Origin of the sequence: Streptomyces sp. NPDC048171, assembly GCF_043202655.1 — a bacterium.
Classification (GTDB): Bacteria; Actinomycetota; Actinomycetes; order Streptomycetales; family Streptomycetaceae; genus Streptomyces.
In genome coordinates this window covers 535,843-554,389 of record NZ_JBIDAU010000003.1, presented here as the reverse complement: position 1 = coordinate 554,389, position 18,547 = coordinate 535,843, and the positions used below count along the sequence as shown (strand labels likewise).

The 18,547-nt window shown below is 72.1% G+C and carries 19 protein-coding genes; 14 read left to right on the top strand and 5 right to left on the bottom strand.

Annotated elements, in window-relative coordinates:
* Positions 1-100: 100 nt before the first annotated feature.
* Complete coding sequence (gene sepH, locus ACGF3J_RS11195; RefSeq protein ID WP_161330196.1) at positions 101-1,162, bottom strand: septation protein SepH; 1,062 nt, start codon at positions 1,160-1,162, stop codon at positions 101-103.
* A 472-nt stretch (positions 1,163-1,634) separates the two neighbouring features.
* On the opposite strand from sepH, the gene ACGF3J_RS11190 reads away from it, so the two are divergent.
* A complete protein-coding gene (locus ACGF3J_RS11190) occupies positions 1,635-2,489 on the top strand; it encodes a hypothetical protein (protein ID WP_393853981.1) in 855 nt (284 codons plus the stop codon).
* Here the strand turns inward: ACGF3J_RS11190 and ACGF3J_RS11185 are convergent.
* Together ACGF3J_RS11185 and ACGF3J_RS11180 are read right to left on the bottom strand one after the other, a co-directional pair.
* Positions 2,413-3,750 (bottom strand): D-arabinono-1,4-lactone oxidase, encoded by a 1,338-nt coding sequence (locus ACGF3J_RS11185; protein ID WP_393853980.1) that lies wholly within the window; start codon positions 3,748-3,750, stop codon positions 2,413-2,415. The two genes, ACGF3J_RS11190 and ACGF3J_RS11185, sit on opposite strands and share 77 nt — an antisense overlap.
* Positions 3,692-4,948, bottom strand: a complete 1,257-nt coding sequence (locus tag ACGF3J_RS11180; protein WP_393853979.1) for an MFS transporter — start codon at positions 4,946-4,948, stop codon at positions 3,692-3,694. The genes ACGF3J_RS11185 and ACGF3J_RS11180 overlap by 59 nt, the downstream gene beginning before the upstream one ends.
* A gap of 164 nt (positions 4,949-5,112) precedes the next feature.
* Between ACGF3J_RS11180 and ACGF3J_RS11175 the strand changes: the two genes are divergently transcribed.
* Positions 5,113-6,240, top strand: coding sequence for a ferrochelatase (locus tag ACGF3J_RS11175; RefSeq protein ID WP_161330200.1), 1,128 nt, complete (start codon positions 5,113-5,115; stop codon positions 6,238-6,240).
* A gap of 8 nt (positions 6,241-6,248) precedes the next feature.
* A complete protein-coding gene (locus tag ACGF3J_RS11170) occupies positions 6,249-7,067 on the top strand; it encodes an inositol monophosphatase family protein (RefSeq protein ID WP_393853978.1) in 819 nt (272 codons plus the stop codon).
* A gap of 230 nt (positions 7,068-7,297) precedes the next feature.
* Here the strand turns inward: ACGF3J_RS11170 and ACGF3J_RS11165 are convergent, their stop codons facing one another.
* Positions 7,298-7,471, bottom strand: a complete 174-nt coding sequence (locus ACGF3J_RS11165; protein WP_163016070.1) for a hypothetical protein — start codon at positions 7,469-7,471, stop codon at positions 7,298-7,300.
* A gap of 415 nt (positions 7,472-7,886) precedes the next feature.
* Here ACGF3J_RS11165 and ACGF3J_RS11160 point away from each other — a divergent pair, with 415 nt between their 5' ends.
* The 4 genes from ACGF3J_RS11160 to ACGF3J_RS11145 all read left to right on the top strand — a co-directional run bounded on the left by ACGF3J_RS11160 (position 7,887) and on the right by ACGF3J_RS11145 (position 11,436).
* Positions 7,887-8,540 (top strand): response regulator transcription factor, encoded by a 654-nt coding sequence (locus tag ACGF3J_RS11160; protein ID WP_003993508.1) that lies wholly within the window; start codon positions 7,887-7,889, stop codon positions 8,538-8,540.
* A 6-nt stretch (positions 8,541-8,546) separates the two neighbouring features.
* On the top strand, positions 8,547-9,791 hold the full coding sequence (locus ACGF3J_RS11155) for a HAMP domain-containing sensor histidine kinase (RefSeq protein WP_161330202.1): 1,245 nt from the start codon (positions 8,547-8,549) through the stop codon (positions 9,789-9,791).
* Between the two features lie 405 nt (positions 9,792-10,196).
* Complete coding sequence (locus ACGF3J_RS11150; RefSeq protein WP_003993510.1) at positions 10,197-10,493, top strand: DUF4193 domain-containing protein; 297 nt, start codon at positions 10,197-10,199, stop codon at positions 10,491-10,493.
* Between the two features lie 13 nt (positions 10,494-10,506).
* A complete protein-coding gene (locus tag ACGF3J_RS11145) occupies positions 10,507-11,436 on the top strand; it encodes a hypothetical protein (RefSeq protein ID WP_393853977.1) in 930 nt (309 codons plus the stop codon).
* Positions 11,437-11,469: 33 nt separating this feature from the next.
* Here the strand turns inward: ACGF3J_RS11145 and ACGF3J_RS11140 are convergent, their stop codons facing one another.
* Positions 11,470-11,931 carry a DUF3093 domain-containing protein gene (locus tag ACGF3J_RS11140; RefSeq protein WP_393853976.1) on the bottom strand — a complete coding sequence of 154 codons (462 nt, stop codon included), beginning with the start codon at positions 11,929-11,931 and terminating at the stop codon, positions 11,470-11,472.
* A 57-nt stretch (positions 11,932-11,988) separates the two neighbouring features.
* Here ACGF3J_RS11140 and ACGF3J_RS11135 point away from each other — a divergent pair, with 57 nt between their 5' ends.
* The 7 genes from ACGF3J_RS11135 (at position 11,989) to ACGF3J_RS11105 (ending at position 18,545) form a co-directional block, all read left to right on the top strand.
* Positions 11,989-12,573 (top strand): PaaI family thioesterase, encoded by a 585-nt coding sequence (locus ACGF3J_RS11135; protein ID WP_161330205.1) that lies wholly within the window; start codon positions 11,989-11,991, stop codon positions 12,571-12,573.
* Complete coding sequence (gene dut, locus ACGF3J_RS11130) at positions 12,570-13,121, top strand: dUTP diphosphatase (RefSeq protein WP_161330206.1); 552 nt, start codon at positions 12,570-12,572, stop codon at positions 13,119-13,121. The genes ACGF3J_RS11135 and dut overlap by 4 nt, the downstream gene beginning before the upstream one ends.
* 1 nt (position 13,122) lies before the next feature.
* On the top strand, positions 13,123-13,875 hold the full coding sequence (locus tag ACGF3J_RS11125; protein ID WP_161330207.1) for a DUF3710 domain-containing protein: 753 nt from the start codon (positions 13,123-13,125) through the stop codon (positions 13,873-13,875).
* A 165-nt stretch (positions 13,876-14,040) separates the two neighbouring features.
* Entirely contained in the window at positions 14,041-14,736 is a 696-nt protein-coding gene (locus ACGF3J_RS11120) for an ABC transporter ATP-binding protein (protein WP_393853975.1), read from the top strand.
* A 122-nt stretch (positions 14,737-14,858) separates the two neighbouring features.
* Complete coding sequence (locus ACGF3J_RS11115) at positions 14,859-17,405, top strand: sensor histidine kinase KdpD (protein WP_161327033.1); 2,547 nt, start codon at positions 14,859-14,861, stop codon at positions 17,403-17,405.
* Complete coding sequence (locus ACGF3J_RS11110; protein WP_393853974.1) at positions 17,402-18,085, top strand: response regulator; 684 nt, start codon at positions 17,402-17,404, stop codon at positions 18,083-18,085. Before ACGF3J_RS11115 ends, ACGF3J_RS11110 begins: the two co-directional genes overlap by 4 nt.
* A 61-nt stretch (positions 18,086-18,146) precedes the next feature.
* Positions 18,147-18,545 (top strand): OB-fold nucleic acid binding domain-containing protein, encoded by a 399-nt coding sequence (locus ACGF3J_RS11105; protein ID WP_073731801.1) that lies wholly within the window; start codon positions 18,147-18,149, stop codon positions 18,543-18,545.
* Positions 18,546-18,547 lie beyond the last annotated feature (2 nt).

Sequence of the window (18,547 nt, the reverse complement as noted above, 5' to 3'; positions counted from 1 at the left end):
GGGTGACCGGTCGGCCCGCGACCGAACAGCGCAAGGTCCCGCGCACGGCACCGGGGCCGCACCCGCGTGGGTACGGCCCCGGTCCCGGACGTAAGGGTGCCTAGTCCTGCTTCTTGCGGCGGGTGCCGAAGACGATCTCGTCCCAGCTCGGCACCGCCGCGCGGCGGCCCGGACGGACGCCGTCGGCCTCCGCCTGGCGGTCGGTGGAGCCGGTGAGCCGGTCGCGGTGACTGGCCACCGAGCGCGGCATCAGCACGTCGGCGTAGGCGGAACCGGCCGACGCGGCGGGCGCCGGGGGCTCCTCGACCTCGGGCTCCTCGACCGGTTCCTCCACCACCGGTTCCGGGGCGCGCTCGGGCACCACCAGGTCGCCGCGGAAGCTCGGTACGGCCTCCAGGAGGCTGGTGAGCGAGTCCCGTTCGCGTTCGGCGGAGGCGGTGGCCGCGGTCTCCTCGGCGGGCTCGGACGGCGCCGGGGGCAGGCTCGGCCGCTCCCGCTGCTCCCGGTCGAGGGAACGGTCCAGCGGCCGGTCGCGCGGCAGCCGGGCGATGCGCGGCACGAACGGGAAGCTGGGCTCGGCCGCGGCGAGGTCGTCGGACTCGCCGATCAGCGCGCGTGCCTCCGAGTCGACGGCCTGGACGAGCCGCCGGGGCGGGTCGTACGTCCAGCTCGCCGAGTGCGGTTCGCCGGCGACCACGTAGACCAGCAGCACTTCCCAGGTGCCGTCGTCGCGGCGCCAGGAGTCCCACTGGACCGTGTCCTTGTCGGCGCCGCGCAGCAGCAGCCGCTCCTGGACCGCCTCGCCGAGGGGCGGCCCGGAGTTCTCGCCGGGGCGGCGGACGGGGGTCTTGCGGGCCCGCTCCGCCATGAAGGCGCGCTCGGCCAGCACGGGGCCCTCGAAGCGCCGTACGCGGTCGACGGGGATGCCGGCCATCTGGGCGACCTCTTCCGCGGTCGCGCCGGCACGTATACGAGCCTGGATGTCGCGGGGGCGGAGATGGCTCTCCACCTCGATCTCGATCTGGCCGAGGCGGGGACGGTCGCCGCGCACGGCGACCCGGAGTCGTTCGTCGATCGGAAGCGTGTACTCCGTGCTGTCCGCAGCCTTCAGCACCAGCCGTGTGCCGTCATTCGAGACGGCCACGACACGCAGTTCGGGCATGGGGACCTCCCGGGTGGTGCCTGCCGACGTCACGTGCGTCGCTGCTTCCGCTCTGTCGAGTGTGGCCTGCCCGGGTGCAGCCTGCCACAACCTTGCCGAGTTGCCCGGCGTGTCGGGCGCTGGCCCTGGATCGCCGTTATGGCACGGTTACCTGTTCGCAACGCTAAGTGACCAACTCCGTCACCCTGTGCAACTAGCCCCCTCCCGGCGGTCCTTCAAGGCTCCGAACCCCCTGTCGGGAGACCGGACCCAGGGCTCGCAACAGTACTCCATTCGGGCCACGTGCGTGGATTGGCACGCCGCCCAACTTCTGGCAAGAGGGGGCACTTGGCCGCCCCCGCCGCGATTTACGCGATCTTGGACGTGGCGTACTTCACGCAATCACCAGAAACGGAACTAATGGTTTCGGCCGCACGTCCCTTTCTCGTGCAGTTGATCGGTCCCGTAGGGGAAAGGCAGGCAAGGTCAGAGGATGCGTGAAAAGTCCGATGGCGCCGGGGAGGCGGACGTGCGTACGGAGGGGGAAGCCAGGCGGATCGACCTGAGCGTGGCCCAGGTCGCGGGCAGCGCGCTGGCCGCGGTGGTGGCCGCCAAGCTCGCCTCTTCGTTCGGCGTCTACGGCACGATCCTGGGCGCCGGTGTGATCAGTGTGGTCGCCACGTGCGGGGGCTCGGTCCTTCAGCACTTCTTCAAGCGCACCGGCGAACAGCTCCGGGTGAAGCGCACGGCTGCCGTCGCCCAGGGGGCGGGACACGCGGCGGCGCCGGCTCCGGGCGAGTTCTCCAAGGGCACCGTCTACCGCGCGCGGACCACGGGCTGGAAGCGCCCCGTGCTCGCGGCGGCCCTCGTCTTCGGGGTCGCCATGGCGGGGATCACGACGTACGAGATGGCCTCCGGCGAGAACCTGAGCGGCGGCCACCGCACCACGGTCGGCAACGCCCTCTCCGGTCACAACAAGTCCGCTCCGGATTCGGGAAACTCCGATGACCCGGGCGATTCCGGCGGGTCCGGGAACTCCGAGAACGGCAAGGGTGACCCGGGCGGTTCCGGGGACTCCGGCGACGACGGCTCGGGGAGCGACACCCCGGCCGCCACCCCTTCCGGCACCCCGAGCGGAACTGGCGACGACACCTCCTCCGGCGACGACGCCGGGCAGGACGGCGGTACGGAGACCAGCCCGACGCCCACTCCGGAGGCCACCGGGGACGAGGGCTCCGGCGACTCCGGGAGCCCCGCCCCCGACGACTCGGCTACGGCCCCAGAACCCGGCGCAAGTAGTCGTTCAGGAACAGACGGTCAGGGTCAAGGCGGTCCCGCAGCGCAGTGAACTCGCCGAAGCGCGGGTAGACCCCGGAGAGGTAATCGGCGTCCCGGGTGTGCACCTTGCCCCAGTGCGGCCGCCCCTCGTGCGCCGTGAAGATGCGTTCGGCGGCGGTGAAGTACGCCTGGTAGGGCGTGCCCCGGAACATGTGCACGGCGATGTACGCGCTGTCGCGGCCCGATGCGGTGGACAGCGTGATGTCGTCGGCCGGGGCCGTGCGCACCTCGACCGGGAAGCTGATCCTGAGCCGTGACCGGTCCACCATCGCCTTGAGTTCGCGCAGCGTCTCGACGACCGCCTCGCGCGGCACGGCGTACTCCATCTCCACGAACCGCACCCGGCGCGGCGATGTGAAGACCTTGTGCGGGGTGTCCGTGTACGTCCGCGCGGAGAGCGCCTTGCTGGAGAACCGGGCGATCGCCGGGATGGTGCCGGGGGCGGCGCGGCCGACCCAGTTGGCGGCCTGGAAGGCGCCGTTGGACAGGAACTCGTCCTCGAACCAGCCCTGGAGACGGCCGACCGGCTGCTCCGGTCCGGCGCTGCGGTTGTTGCGCTTCGTGTTGGTGTTGCCGGTGTGCGGGAACCAGTAGAACTCGAAGTGCTCGTTCTCGGTCCACAGTTCGTCGAAGTCGGCGAGGACCCGCTCGAAGGGCATCGGTTCCTCACGCGCGGTGAGCAGGAAGAGCGGCTCCACCGCGAAGGTGATGGCGGTGACGACGCCCAGCGCGCCCAGGCCGATCCGGGCGGCGGCGAACACCTCGGGGTTCTCCCGCTCGGAGCAGGTCAGCACCGAGCCGTCCGCGGTGACCATCTCCAGCCCCCGGATCTGAGCGGCGATCGAGGCCGACTCGCGGCCCGTGCCGTGGGTGCCGGTACTGGTGGCCCCGGAGACGGTCTGCTCCACGATGTCGCCCATGTTGGTCAGCGACAGCCCCTCACGCGCGAGGGCCAGGTTGAGCCGCTTCAGCGGAGTGCCGGCCTCGACCGTGACCGTCATGGCGGCACGGTCGATGTCGCGGATGCCCGTCAACAGTTGAGGCCGGATCAACAGGCCGTCCGTCGCCGCTATGGAGGTGAACGAGTGCCCGGTGCCGACCGCCTTGACCCGCAGCCCCTCCCTGGCCGCCGCGCGGACCGCGTCGGCCAGTTCCTCGACGGAGGCGGGAGTGACCTCCCGCGCGGGGCGCGCGGAGACGGTGCCGCCCCAGTTACGCCATGTGCCGTTCCGGCCGTTCGTCCTGCCGCTCGCCGTGCGTGTGCTGCTCAACGGTGCCTCCCCGACGCGGATCCGGCCGCTTGAGCCGGCGGTACCCGAGGAAACCGACCGCGACCGCGACGGCCCCGGCCACCGCCGGAACCCAGTACCCCGTACGCGCGCCGGAGGCGTCGATCACCCAGCCGCCGCCGGAGGAGCCGAGCGCGACCCCGACCGCGAGTCCGGTGCTCACCCAGGTCATGCCCTCGGTGAGCTGTGCGCGTGGTACGTGCTGGTCGATGAGGGACATCGTCGTGATCATCGTCGGAGCGATGGACAGACCCGCAACGAACAGCGCCGCGGCCAGAAACAGCAGGTTTCCGACCAGTAGCAGGGGGATCATACTCACGGCCATCGCACACACGCCCAGCAGCCAGCGGCGCTCGGGCGGACCGGCGAAGCGCAGCAGCCCGAAGATCATGGCCGCCGTGCACGACCCGGCGGCGTACAGGGCGAGGACGAGGCTGGCGGCGGCCTTGTGCCCCTCCTCCTCGGCGAACGCCACGGTGACGACGTCGATGGCCCCGAAGATCGTCCCCGTGGCCGCGAACGTGCCGACCAGGACCTGGAGTCCGCGCGAGCGCAGCGCGGTGCCGCCGCCCTTGTGCTCGCGCGGGTGCGGTACCGGCTCGGTGGCCCGCTGCGCGGTCAGCCAGAAGACGCCGGTGGCCAGGAAGCAGGCGGCGAGCAGCGGCCCGGCCTCCGGGAACCACGCCGTGGACAGGCCGATGGAGATGATCGGCCCGAAGATGAAGCAGACCTCGTCCACCACGGACTCGAAGGAGTACGCGGTGTGCAGCTGCGGGGTGCCCCGGTAGAGGGCCGCCCAGCGGGCCCGGACCATCGCGCCGAGGCTCGGCACGCAGCCGATGCCCACGCAGGCCGCGAACAGCACCCAGTCCGGCCACCCGTAGTGCGCGGCCGGCAGCAGCACCGCCGCCGCGGTCAGCGACACCAGGGTCGCCGGGCGCAGCACCCGCCGCTGCCCGTAGCGGTCCACCAGGCGGGAGACCTGCGGTCCGGCCACGGCGGCGGCGAGGGCGATGGTGGCCGACAGCGCCCCGGCGAGCCCGTACCGCCCGGTGAGCTGCGAGATCATGGTCACCACGCCGATGCCCATCATCGACAGCGGCATGCGGCCGAGGAAGCCCGCGGCGGAGAAGCCCTTGCTGCCGGGGGCGGCGAACAGGGCGCGGTAGGGGCTGGCCAACGAGGTCTCCGGAAAAGGCTCGGTATCGCGCTCAGTAAGGTGCGAACACAGTCGATACAGATTACTCGCCGAAACGCCCGGAAACACCCCCGCGGACCTGGTGGAACGCACGGTCGGCACCCCGCCGTTTCCTCGCTGTCAGTGCCTGGTGGCAGGATCGAGACATGCCAGACGTGCTCGATGTCAGTCCGTACGACGCCCTGCTCCTGCTCTCGTTCGGCGGCCCGGAGGGCCCGGACGACGTGGTCCCCTTCCTGGAGAACGTGACGCGCGGGCGGGGCATCCCGAAGGAACGCCTCAAGGAGGTCGGGCAGCACTACTTCCTCTTCGGCGGGGTCAGCCCGATCAACGACCAGAACCGCGCCCTGCTCGACGCCCTCCGCAAGGACTTCGCCGAGCACGGCCTGGACCTGCCGGTCTACTGGGGCAATCGCAACTGGGCGCCGTACCTGACGGACACCCTGCGCGAGATGGTCCGCGACGGCCGCCGCCGGGTCCTGGTCCTCGCGACCAGCGCCTACGCCTCGTACTCGGGCTGCCGCCAGTACCGGGAGAACCTCGCGGACGCGCTGGCCGCCCTGGAGTCCGAGGGGCTTCAGCCGCCCCGGGTCGACAAGCTCCGGCACTACTTCAACCACCCGGGGTTCGTCGAGCCCATGGCCGACGGGGTGGTCCGGTCCCTCGCCGAGCTGCCCGAAGAGGTCCGCGACGGCGCGCACATCGCGTTCTCGACCCACTCGATCCCCACCTCGGCCGCGGACACCTCCGGTCCGGTCGAGGCCCACGGCGACGGCGGGGCCTACGTCCGCCAGCACCTCGACGTCGCCCAGGTGATCGCCGACGCCGTCCGCGAGCGCACCGGCGTCGACCACCCCTGGCAGCTCGTCTACCAGTCGCGCTCCGGCGCCCCGCACATCCCGTGGCTGGAGCCCGACATCTGCGACCACCTGGAGGAGCGCCGGGCGGCCGGTGCGCCCGCGGTGGTGATGGCCCCCATCGGGTTCGTCTCCGACCACATGGAGGTCCTGTACGACCTCGACACCGAGGCCACCGCCAAGGCCGGGGAGCTGGGGCTGCCGGTGCGCCGCTCGGCGACCGTCGGTGCCGACCCGCGGTTCGCCGCCGCGGTCCGCGACCTCGTCCTGGAGCGGGCCGCCGGCGAGCGCGGCCAGGACGTCGCGCCGTGCGCCCTCGGCGCCCTCGGTGCGAGCCATGACCTGTGCCCGGTCGGCTGCTGCCCCGCCCGTGCCCCCCGGCCCGCCGCGGCGGGCGCCGACAGCCCCTACGCGTGAGGAAGCCCGTGACCGACCAGACGACCGACCCGCTCCACGCCGAGCTGCTGACGATCGCCCGGGAGGCCGCCCACCGCGCGGGCGCGCTGCTGCGCGACGGACGGCCGGCCGACCTCGCGGTCGCCGCCACCAAGTCCAGCCCGATCGACGTGGTCACCGAGATGGACATCGCGGCGGAGAAGCTGATCACCGGGCTGATCGCCGAGCGCCGCCCCGAGGACGGCTTCCTCGGGGAGGAGGGCGCCGCCGCCGAGGGCACGAGCGGCGTCCGCTGGGTCATCGACCCGCTCGACGGCACGGTCAACTACCTGTACGGACTGCCCACCTGGGCGGTCTCCATCGCCGCCGAGCAGGACGGCGAGCGGGTGGCGGCGGCGGTCGTGGCCCCGATGCGGGGCGAGGCCTACCACGCGGTGCTGGGAGGCGGAGCCTGGGCGACCGGAGCCTGGGAGGGCGAACGCGCGCTCGCCTGCCGGCCCGCGGCCCCGCTGGACCAGGCGCTGGTCTCCACCGGCTTCAACTACGTCGCAGACGTCCGCGCGGAGCAGGCCGAGATCGCGCGGCGGCTCATCCCGCTGGTGCGGGACATCCGGCGCGGTGGCTCGGCCGCGATCGACCTGTGCGACGTGGCCGCGGGACGCCTCGACGGCTACTACGAACGCGGGCTGCACCCCTGGGACCTCGCGGCGGGCGACCTGATCGCCCGTGAGGCCGGCGCGGTGACCGGCGGACGCCCCGGCGAGAGCCCCTCGGGCACCCTGACCATCGCGGCCACCCCGTCCGTCTTCGAACCGCTCCAGCGCCTGCTGACGGACTTCGGAGCGTAGGCCTCCGGCGGTGGAGCAGGGGTGGCGGCCGGCGCCGCCCGCGCGGACGCGGGCGCCGCACCCCGCGGGCCGCTCTGCGGGGCACCCGGGGCCGCGCAGCCCCGGGTGCCTGTCGTCGCGGGCCCCGGCCCGAGCCCGTTCGCCGGCCCCGTCGCCCCGCGCGGCAGCGCACCCGGACGCGACGAAGCCCCGGCGCTGGATCGCCGGGGGCTTCGTCGTTCCTGGTTCGGTCAGGCGTTGGTCGCCCTTACCTCCACGCCGTGCTCGGCGGCGAGGCGGCGCAGGTCGTCGAGCTCTCCCAGTTCCACGTCGACGAGGAACTCGTCGCCCTCGTCTCGGGCCCGGGACAGGTCGGACTCGGTCGTCTGTATGCGCTGCAGAAGTCCTGCGGTGAAAGCGTCCATGCTGCGCCCCCTCGTCCTGGGTCGTGGGTCGTTGGCACGGGGGTGTGCCGATCGGAAGGGGCGATCACGTCTCCGGTGGAGTGCCCAGCGCTGCCCTGCTGGGCGGCGACGGTGCCGGACACCCACGCCCGCTCTGCGGAAGCGGACTGCGGCGTACCGCGCGGTAACGCGGTACAGGCAGAGCGTGATCGCGGGGTGTAAAGCCGTCCTCCCCCCGCTCCTCTTCGCGGAAACCTCAACCACGCGAGAAAATCGTTCATTCCCGCCCGCGGGACTTTCCGCGTCGCCGCCCCGTCTCCCGCCTTACAGCCGACTTATGGCCGAAAAGGGCAGGATGGAGGCAACACACCCACCAGGCCCCTGCCCTCGTGCGCCGATCAGCGCTACGCGGGTGGACAGAGGAAGGACAAGCGACGTGCGCGTACTCGTCGTCGAGGACGAGCAACTGCTCGCCGATGCGGTGGCCACCGGACTGCGCCGGGAGGCCATGGCCGTCGACGTCGTGTACGACGGCGCGGCCGCCCTGGAGCGCATCGGCGTCAACGACTACGACGTGGTCGTCCTCGACCGCGACCTCCCCCTCGTGCACGGCGACGACGTGTGCCGCAAGATCGTCGAACTCGGCATGCCCACGCGCGTACTGATGCTCACGGCCTCCGGAGACGTCAGCGACCGCGTCGAGGGCCTGGAGATCGGCGCCGACGACTACCTCCCCAAGCCCTTCGCCTTCAGCGAGCTGATCGCCCGGGTGCGCGCCCTGGGCCGCCGTACCAGCGTGCCCCTGCCGCCCGTTTTGGAGCGCGCCGGGATCAAGCTGGACCCGAACCGCCGCGAGGTCTTCCGCGACGGCAAGGAGGTCCAGCTCGCCCCCAAGGAGTTCGCCGTGCTGGAGGTGCTCATGCGCAGCGAGGGCGCCGTGGTCTCCGCGGAGCAGCTCCTGGAGAAGGCCTGGGACGAGAACACCGACCCGTTCACCAACGTCGTACGCGTGACCGTCATGACCCTGCGACGCAAGCTGGGCGAGCCGCCGGTCATCGTCACCGTCCCCGGCTCCGGCTACCGGATCTGACCGGCCGTGGCGACGACACCCGCGCCCCCCGGGGCGCCACCCAAGCCCACGTGGGACCCGCGCTCGGCCACCCCCCTGCCGTGGCTGCGCCCCACCATCCGCATAAGGCTCACGCTGCTGTACGGCGGCATGTTCCTGATCGCCGGCATCCTGCTGCTGTCGATCATCTATCTGCTCGCCGCCCAGGCGGTGCGCACCGGCAACGAACCGCTGTACAAGATCGTCGACTTCACCGACCTCAGGGTCTCCAGCAGCGACTGTCCGGTCGTGGACAACGGCAACCTGTCGTTGTCCGCCTTCAACGCCGCGATCAGCGACTGCATAGACCACCAGCGCAAGGTCGCCCTGGACAACCTGCTCAGCCGTTCGCTGCTGGCGCTCCTCGGCCTCGCCGTGATCGCCTTCGCCTTCGGCTACGCCATGGCCGGGCGCGTCCTGTCGCCGCTGGGCCGGATCACCCGCACCGCCCGCGCGGTGGCGGGCTCCGACCTCTCCCGCCGGATCGAGCTGGACGGGCCGGACGACGAGCTGAAGGAGCTGGCCGACACCTTCGACGACATGCTGGAGCGGCTGCAGCGGGCGTTCACCGCCCAGCAGCGCTTCGTCGGCAACGCCTCCCACGAGCTGCGCACGCCCCTGGCGATCAACCGCACGCTCCTGGAAGTGCACCTGTCCGATCCGAACGCCCCGGTGGAGCTCCAGCAGCTCGGCAAGACGCTGCTGGCCACCAACGAACGCAGCGAGCAGCTCGTCGAGGGCCTGCTGCTCCTCGCCCGCAGCGACAACCAGATCGTCGAGCGCAAACCGGTGGACCTCGCCGAGGTGGCCGGTCAGGCCATCGACCAGGTGCACGCCGAGGCGGAGAGCAAGGGCGTGGAGGTCCGCGGCGCCCGCGAGGCCGCGGTGGTCCAGGGCAACGGCGTCCTGCTGGAGCGGATCGCCCTGAACCTCGTCCAGAACGCCGTGCGCTACAACGTGCCGGAAGAGGGCTGGGTCGAGGTCTCCACCGCCGTGGAGGGCGGCCAGGCGGTCCTGGTGGTCACCAACACGGGTCCGGTCGTACCGGCGTACGAGGTGGACAACCTCTTCGAGCCGTTCCGGCGGCTGCGCACGGAGCGGACGGGCAGTGACAAGGGCGTCGGGCTGGGGCTCTCCATCGCGCGGTCCGTGGCCCGGGCGCACGGCGGGCACATCTACGCGCAGCCGCGCGAGGGCGGGGGGCTCGTCATGCGCGTCACGCTGCCCGTCTGAGATCATGACCCCGACATCTCACCGAGAACCGAGGATGTTCGCTTTGAGCGGAATTTCCAGGCCAGCAGCCCTGGAGTCGCGTGTGTGATCGATCACAGCGGCGGCTTTCGCGCCATCTACTCTCCGTGATCATGCACCCTGTCGGAAAGCCGGGAAAATCCTGGTTTTCAGGGGTCCTGATCACGGGAAGTACACGGTGGGACGCCTTTGAAGTGCGGTATTAGGACCGTGTACGGTCCCCATCGCCATCCAAGCCGATCACTCATGAGGGGTCCGGTTGGGTGTCGATTGAGTAACAGACCTTGATGTGAGGCAAAATCTCCGCCTCAGGTCGGGCACAAGTCCGGCCTCTCACGCGTTACGTGCGCTGGAGACACCGCAGACACCCAGAGGGGGAGAGCGACCATGGCAACCGATTACGACACTCCACGCAAGACCGACGACGACGTCGACTCGGACAGCCTCGAAGAGCTGAAGGCGAGGCGGAACGACAAGTCCGCCTCGGCCGTCGACGTCGACGAGTTCGAGGCCGCGGAAGGCCTCGAACTTCCCGGCGCCGACCTCTCGAACGAGGAACTGGCGGTCCGTGTACTGCCGAAGCAGCAGGACGAGTTCACCTGCATGAGCTGCTTCCTGGTGCATCACCGCAGCCAGCTGGCCCGGGAGAAGAACGGCCAGCCCATCTGCCGCGACTGCGACTGAGGCGGGGTCGGCCGTGACAGGCTCGACCCCTCCCTGGAAGCGCCGCTTCCCCCAGCGGGGAGCGGACCAAGGACCGTCCGACGGTCCGCACAGCGCGCGTGACGACGAGCGAGGCACGACCGACACCGGTACGGCCTCGCTCGAAGCAGTGGCCGGCCGGAGTGACCTCCCGGCGACCACCAACACCCCGGCGCCCGCTGCCCGGCGCAGGGCAGCGGCGTTCCGGGAGAAGGCCGGAAACAGCGTCCGCAACGGCGGCACCCGCGCCAGAGCCGCCCTGGGGCACCTCGCCGACCGGATCATCGATCTGGCCCCGCGCGTGCCCGTACGGGACCTGGCGACGCTGCGCGGGCAGTTCCCGGGCCTCGGCCCCGAAGAGCTCGCCGACCGCCTCGTGGCCGGCGCCGCCAAGGGCACCGCGACCGTGGGAGCGGGGATCGGCGCGGCGGCGATGATGCCCGTACCGCCCGCGATGCCCACCGAACTGGCCGCCGAGGTCACCGGCGTCGCGGCGATCGAGCTCAAGATGATCGCCGAACTCCACGAGGTCTACGGCGTACGCCCGCCCGGTGGCCTCGGGCAGCGCAGCACCGCGTACCTGAACTCCTGGTCGGACGAACGCGGCGTCGACGTGGCCAAGCCGTCGACCCTCGGCGCGGCGATGAACAGCCACATGAAGCGCCAGCTGCGCCAGCAGATCATGAAGCGGATGGTGCGCAACCTGCCGAACCTGATGCCCTTCATGGTGGGAGCGGCCGTGGGAGCCGTCATGAACCGCCGTGACACCAGAAAGCTCGCCGACAAGATCCGCAACGACCTGCGCAAGCGCCAGGTCCCCTGGAGCGCCCTCGGCGACCTCCCCGCCCTGGAGCGGCCCGCGGACGCCCTCGAGATGGGCGAGCCGGGCAGAGGACTCGGACCCGGCGGCCGGCCGGGCCACTGACCACGCGCGCGCCCCCGCGCGTGTGCGGTCCGGCTACGCGGCCGCCTTCGCCGCCGTGAGGGCCTCGATCAGCCGCTCCGGCTCGCGCGTCGACAGGTACAGGTACGGAGTCGGGTCCTGCGGGTCCGTGACCAGCACGCGCACGGCCCTCGGGATGTAGGCGCGCAGCAGCAGGAACGCCCGGGTGTCGGCCTTGTACGTGCGCCAGGCGCGGGCCTCCTCCGGATCGAGGACCTCCGCCTCGCCCAGCGCCGAGAGCGGCACCCGCGCCTCGCCCGCGATCAACGAGTCGCCCACGACACGGATACGGACCGCGCCGTACGAACTGGCCGCCACCGCCGCCACCGCGGTGCCGCCGGCGAGGCCGCCCAGCATCGGCAGCGTGCCGAAGGGCAGCAGGATCAGCGCGAACGCGAGCCCCACCAGGAAGGAGACCAGCCACCAGGAGCGGGGCGCGGTGAGGCGTTCTTCGTACGGGGCGGGGGAGGGCTGCATGCAACAAGCTTGGCACGGTGGCGGTGTTCGGCCGACGCGCGGGTAAGGTCTGCGCCTGTGAGTGGTACTTCCCCAGGTCTTCAGCCTCCCGCCGACGCCGTGAAACCCGTACGGCACCCCGACGCGCCCGCCCCCGGCGAGCTGCTCGGCGCCCACTACGGCCAGTGCTTCGGCTGCGGCGGCGACCAGCCCCACGGACTGCACCTCCAGGCCCGGGCCGGCGAGGGCGTGTCGATCACCGCCGAGTTCCTCGTCCGGCCCGCCCACCAGGGTGCGCCCGGTCTGGCGCACGGCGGCGTGCTCGCCACCGCCCTGGACGAGACCCTGGGCTCGCTGAACTGGCTGCTGCGGACGATCGCGGTGACCGGACGGCTGGAGACCGACTTCCGGCGGCCGGTGCCCGTGGACACCACGCTGTACCTGGAGGCCGAGGTGACCGCGGTGGCGGGCCGGAAGATCTACTCCACCGCCACCGGCCGGATCGGCGGGCCGGACGGGCCCGTGGCCGTCCGTGCCGACGCCCTGTTCGTCGAGGTCAAGGTCGACCACTTCGTCAACCACGGCCGCGAGGAGGAGATCCGCGCGGCCATGGACGACCCCGACCAGATCCGCCGCACCCGTGCCTTCGAGGTGAACCCGTGACCCGCGCCGAGCTCGAGGTGCTGATCCGCCGCGTCGACCCCGACGTACCGCTTCCGACGTACGCGCAGCCCGGCGACGCGGGGGCCGACCTGCGCACCACCGTCGACTGCGAGCTGGCCCCCGGCGAGCGTGCCGTGCTGCCCACGGGCGTGTCTGTGTCGCTTCCGGAGGGGTACGCGGGGTTTGTGCACCCACGTTCCGGACTGGCCGCGCGCTGCGGTGTCGCCCTCGTGAATGCCCCGGGGACGATTGATGCCGGGTACCGTGGGGAGATCAAGGTGATCGTGGTGAATCTCGACCCGCGCGAGACGGTGCGGTTCGAGCGCTTCGACCGGATTGCCCAACTGGTCGTCCAGCAGGTCGAGAAGGTCCGCTTCCGGCAGGTCGCGGAGCTTCCCGGCTCGGCGCGGGCCGAGGGGGGCTTCGGGTCCACCGGCGGCCACGCCGGGACGGACCGTGCAAGCGGCACAAGCGGTCAGGTCGCCGAGGGCGGCCCGACGGGTGGGAATCGATACGCTTCGGTCGTATCCGACCGGGAAGGACAGTGACGTGTTCGGACGTCGCAAGAAGAGGGATGCCGCCGAGGACGCGGCCGGCGAGACCGAGCAGGTCGTCGACAGCGTCGACACCGAGGCGGACGAAGAGCGCGAGCGCGTGCGGCTCGACCCCGAGCCGCGGCCCGACGGGCCCTGGGACAGCACCGAGGTCCGCGACCCCGCCGAGGGGCGCGTGGACCTGGGCGGCATGTTCATCCCCGGGGTCGAGGGCATGGAACTGCGGGTGGAGGTCGCCGGGGACGCGATCGTCGCCGCGACCGTCGTGCTGCGCGACAGCGCCATCCAGCTCCAGGGATTCGCCGCGCCCAAGCGCGAGGGCATCTGGGGCGAGGTGCGCGAGGAGATCGGCTCCGGCATCACCCAGCAGGGCGGCATCATCGACGAGGTCGAGGGTCCGCTGGGCTGGGAGCTGCGTGCCCAGGTGCCGGTGCAGCTGCCGGACGGCACGGGCGGCTTCCAGGTCGTGCGGTTCGTCGGCGTGGACGGCCCCCGCTGGTTCCTGCGGGGCGTGATCTCGGGCCAGGGCGCGGTGCAGCCGCAGGCCGCGGGTCTGCTGGAGCAGATCTTCCGGGACACGGTCGTGGTCCGCGGTGAAGGCCCCATGGCCCCCCGGGACCCGATCGTCCTCACCCTGCCGAACGACGCGCAGATGGTCCCCGAGGGTGTCCAGCAGGAAGAGGGCTCCCGCTTCTCCGGAGGCATGGGCCAGCTCCAGCGCGGGCCGGAGATCACCGAGGTCCGCTAGGTAAAAACTTCGTGCGGTTTCTCCGTACGCGCGCCATCAGGGCCGCATCCCCGGGGGATGCGGCCCTTCGCGCTGCCGGCCCGGCGGACCGTGGTGCCGGGCCGTTGAATCCGGCGGCCTCCGCTGGCGATACTGGCGCCCGGTCGTCCGGCGGGGGAGGGGCTCATGAGCCAGGTGGTGGTCACCGAGACCATGGTGCGGGTCGAGGACGTGCGCAAGTCGTACGCCCAGGGGACCGCCGTCGTGCACGCCCTGCGCGGCGTCTCCTTCGAGGTGCCGCGGGGCGTGCTGGTCGCCCTCAAGGGGCGGTCGGGGTCGGGCAAGACCACGCTGCTCAACATCGTCGGCGGACTCGACGTACCGGACGCCGGACGCGTCGAGGTCGACGGCCGTGACCTGGCGGACCTGGACGAGGACGGGCTGCTCGCCCTGCGCCGGGACCGCGTCGGCTTCGTCTTCCAGTCCTTCGGGCTCATCCCGATCCTCACGGCCGCCGAGAACGTGGGCGTGCCGATGCGGCTGCGCCGGGCCGCGCCCCGTGAGCGCGAGGAGCGCGTCGCCCTCCTGCTCGCCCTGGTGGGCCTCGCCGACCACGCGGCCCAGCGGCCCGGCGAGCTGTCCGGCGGGCAGCAGCAGCGGGTCGCCATCGCCCGCGCCCTCGCCAACAACCCCGCACTGCTGATCGCCGACGAGCCCACCGGCCAGCTGGACGCCGAGACCGGGCACGCCGTGATGGAGCTGCTGCGGGCCGTCGTACGCAGCGAGGGGGTCACCGCCCTGGTCGCCACGCACGACGCCACCCTCCTCGACCTCGCCGACCGGGTGCTCGAACTGCGGGACGGGGAGATCGTCGGGCAGTGACACCGGGCGTCAGGGTTCCGTCAAAGACGGCCCGCAACCGCACCCCGCCCCCGTTATGTCGCGATTGTGGGCCGTAGGGTCGACGCTGCGCAGTCAGCGGTTGACCGGAAGACAATGAGGCCATGGGACGCGGCAAGCTTCGGATCTACCTGGGGGCGGCCCCGGGCGTCGGAAAGACGTACGCGATGCTCGCCGAGGCGCACCGCCGCGTCGAGCGGGGCACGGACTGCGTGGTCGCCTTCGTCGAGCACCACGGCAGGGCCCGCACCGAGGTCATGCTGCGCGGCCTTGAGCAGGTGCCGCGCCGGGAGCTGGAGTACCGCGGCGGGACCTTCACGGAGCTGGACCTGGACGCCGTACTGGCCCGCAGGCCGCAGGTCGCCCTGGTGGACGAACTGGCGCACACCAACGTCCCCGGCGTCCGCAACGCCAAGCGCTGGCAGGACGTCGAGGAACTGCTGGCCGCCGGGATCGACGTGGTCTCGACCGTCAACATCCAGCATCTGGAGTCACTCGGCGACGTCGTGGAGTCGATCACCGGCGTGCGGCAGCGGGAGACCGTGCCGGACGAGGTGGTGCGGCGCGCGGACCAGACCGAGCTGGTCGACATGTCGCCCCAGGCGCTGCGCAGGCGCATGGCGCACGGCAACATCTACCAGCCCGACAAGGTCGACGCGGCCCTGTCCAACTACTTCCGCCCCGGCAACCTCACCGCCCTGCGGGAACTGGCCCTGCTCTGGGTGGCCGACCGGGCCGACGAGTATCTCCAGCAGTACCGCAGCGAGCACCGCGTCTCGAAGATCTGGGGTTCGCGCGAGCGCATCGTGGTCGGCCTGACCGGCGGTCCCGAGGGCCGCACGCTGATACGCCGGGCCGCCCGCCTCGCGGAGAAGGGCGCCGGCGGCGAGGTGCTGGCCGTGTACATAGCCCGCAGCGACGGGCTGACCTCGGCGTCCCCGAAGGAGCTGGCACTCCAGCGCACCCTCGTCGAGGACCTCGGCGGCACCTTCCACCACGTCCTGGGCGACGACATACCCGCCGCCCTCCTCGACTTCGCGCGCGGCGTCAACGCCACCCAGATCGTCCTCGGCTCCTCGCGCCGCAAGACGTGGCAGTACGTCTTCGGCCCCGGCGTCGGCGCCACGGTCGCCCGCGAGTCCGGCCCCGACCTGGACGTCCACATCGTGACCCACGAGGAGGTCGCCAAGGGCCGCGGACTGCCGGTGGCCAGGGGCGCGCGCCTGGGGCGCTCCCGGAGCGTCTGGGGCTGGTTCGTGGGCCTGGTCGGCCCGGTGCTGCTGACCCTGCTGCTCAACGCCGTCAACCTCGGGCTCGCCAACGACGTGCTGCTCTACCTCGCGCTGACGGTGGCCGCCGCGCTGCTCGGCGGGCTCTACCCGGCGCTGGCCTCGGCCGCGGTCGGCTCGGTCCTGCTGAACTGGTTCTTCACACCGCCCGTCAACCGGATCACGATCGCCGACCCCAGGAACATCCTTGCGCTCGCCATATTCGTCGGCGTCGCGCTCTCCGTCGCCTCGGTCGTCGACCTCGCGGCCCGCCGTACGCACCAGGCCGCCCGGCTGCGTGCCGAGTCCGAGATCCTCTCCTTCCTGGCCGGCGACGTCCTGCGCGGCGAGACCAGCCTGGAGACGCTCCTGGAGCGGGTGCGCGAGACCTTCGGCATGGAGTCGGCCGCGCTGCTGGAGCGGGAGAGCGACGTGGCTCCCTGGACCTGCGCCGGGCGTGCCGGGTCGGGGCCTCCGGTGGAGCGCCCGGAGGACGCGGACGTGGACATGCCGGTCGGGGACCACATGGCGCTCGCGCTGACCGGCCGCGTGCTGCCCGCCGAGGACCGCCGCGTGCTGGCCGCCTTCGCCTCCCAGGCCGCCGTCGTCCTGGACCGGCGCCGGCTGCGCGAGGAGGCCGACCGGTCCAGGGCGCTGGCCGAGGGCAACCGCATCCGCACCGCGCTGCTGGCCGCCGTCAGTCACGACCTGCGCACCCCGCTGGCCGGGATCAAGGCCGCGGTCACCAGCCTCAGGTCCGACGACGTCGCCTGGTCCGACGAGGACCAGGCGGAGCTGCTGGAGGGCATCGAGGCGGGCGCCGACCGGCTCGACCACCTCGTCGGGAACCTGCTCGACATGTCCCGCCTCCAGACCGGCACGGTCACCCCGCTGATCCGTGAGATCGACGTGGACGAGGTGGCGCCGATGGCGCTCGGCGGGGTGCCCGAGGGAAGCGCGGAGCTGGACATCCCGGAGACGCTGCCCATGGTCGCCGTGGACGCCGGGCTCCTGGAGCGGGCACTGGCCAACCTCGTGGAGAACGCCGTCAAGTACAGCCCGGACGACCGGGGCGTCCTGGTCACCGCCAGCGCCCTCGCGGACCGCGTCGAGGTACGGATAGTCGACCGGGGCCCCGGAGTGCCGGACGAGGCCAAGGAGCGCATCTTCGAGCCCTTCCAGCGCTACGGCGACGCCCCGCGCGGAGCCGGCGTCGGGCTGGGGCTCGCCGTGGCCAGGGGCTTCGCCGAGTCGATGGGCGGCACCCTGAACGCGGAGGACACCCCCGGCGGCGGCCTCACCATGGTTCTCACCCTCCGCGCGGCGGGCGCCCCCGCGGCGCCCCCGCGCCCCACGCCGGCAGAAAGGCAGGCCGCCCGATGACCCGGGTCCTCGTGATCGACGACGAACCGCAGATCGTGCGGGCCCTCGTCATCAACCTCAAGGCGCGCCACTACGAGGTCGACGCCGCCCACGACGGCGCGGGCGCCCTTCAGCTGGCCGCCGCCCGCCACCCCGACGTGGTCGTCCTCGACCTGGGCCTGCCCGACATGGACGGCGTCGAGGTGATCAAGGGCCTGCGCGGCTGGACCCGGGTACCGATCCTGGTGCTGTCCGCCCGGCACTCCTCCGACGAGAAGGTCGAGGCGCTCGACGCGGGCGCCGACGACTACGTCACCAAGCCCTTCGGCATGGACGAGCTGCTGGCCCGGCTGCGGGCGGCCGTACGCCGCGCCGAACCGGTCCCCGGCGACGGGGACGACGTGATCGTGGAGACCGAGCGGTTCACCGTCGACCTGGCCGCGAAGAAGGTCAACCGGGACGGGAGGGACGTCCGCCTCACGCCCACCGAGTGGCATCTGCTGGAGGTACTGGTGCGCAACACGGGGCGCCTGGTCAGCCAGAAACAGCTGCTCCAGGAGGTGTGGGGGCCGTCGTACGGGACGGAGACCAACTACCTGCGGGTCTACATGGCCCAGCTGCGCCGCAAACTGGAGGCGGACCCCGCGCACCCGCGGCACTTCATCACCGAGCCCGGCATGGGATACCGCTTCGAGAAGTGAGCCTCGCCATCCCTTCCCCGGAGGGTGCGTGCCTGTCGGCGGGCCCCGGTACGCTTCACATATGAGTGCTGCTCCGCGTTCCGACAAGCCGGTGGGCCGGTTCCGGCGCATGTTCGACCGGCTCTCCTCGTCGCAGGAGGACCTGGAGTCGGAGGAACTGCGCGAGGACGCCGACACCGCCGGCTGCACCCGTATCTGCGACTGTCAGGACCGGCAGATCGTGTCGGTTACTGGTACCTTGCGCACGGTCACCCTGCGACCGCGCGCGGGCGTTCCGGCCCTGGAGGCCGAGCTGTTCGACGGTTCCGCGGCCTTGGACGTGGTGTGGCTGGGCAGACGCTCCATCGTGGGCATAGAGCCGGGGCGCAAGCTCATCGCATCGGGCCGGATCTCGATGAGCCGGGGCCGCCGGGTGCTCTTCAACCCGAAATACGAACTGAGACCCCTCGGACGGGAGTAGCC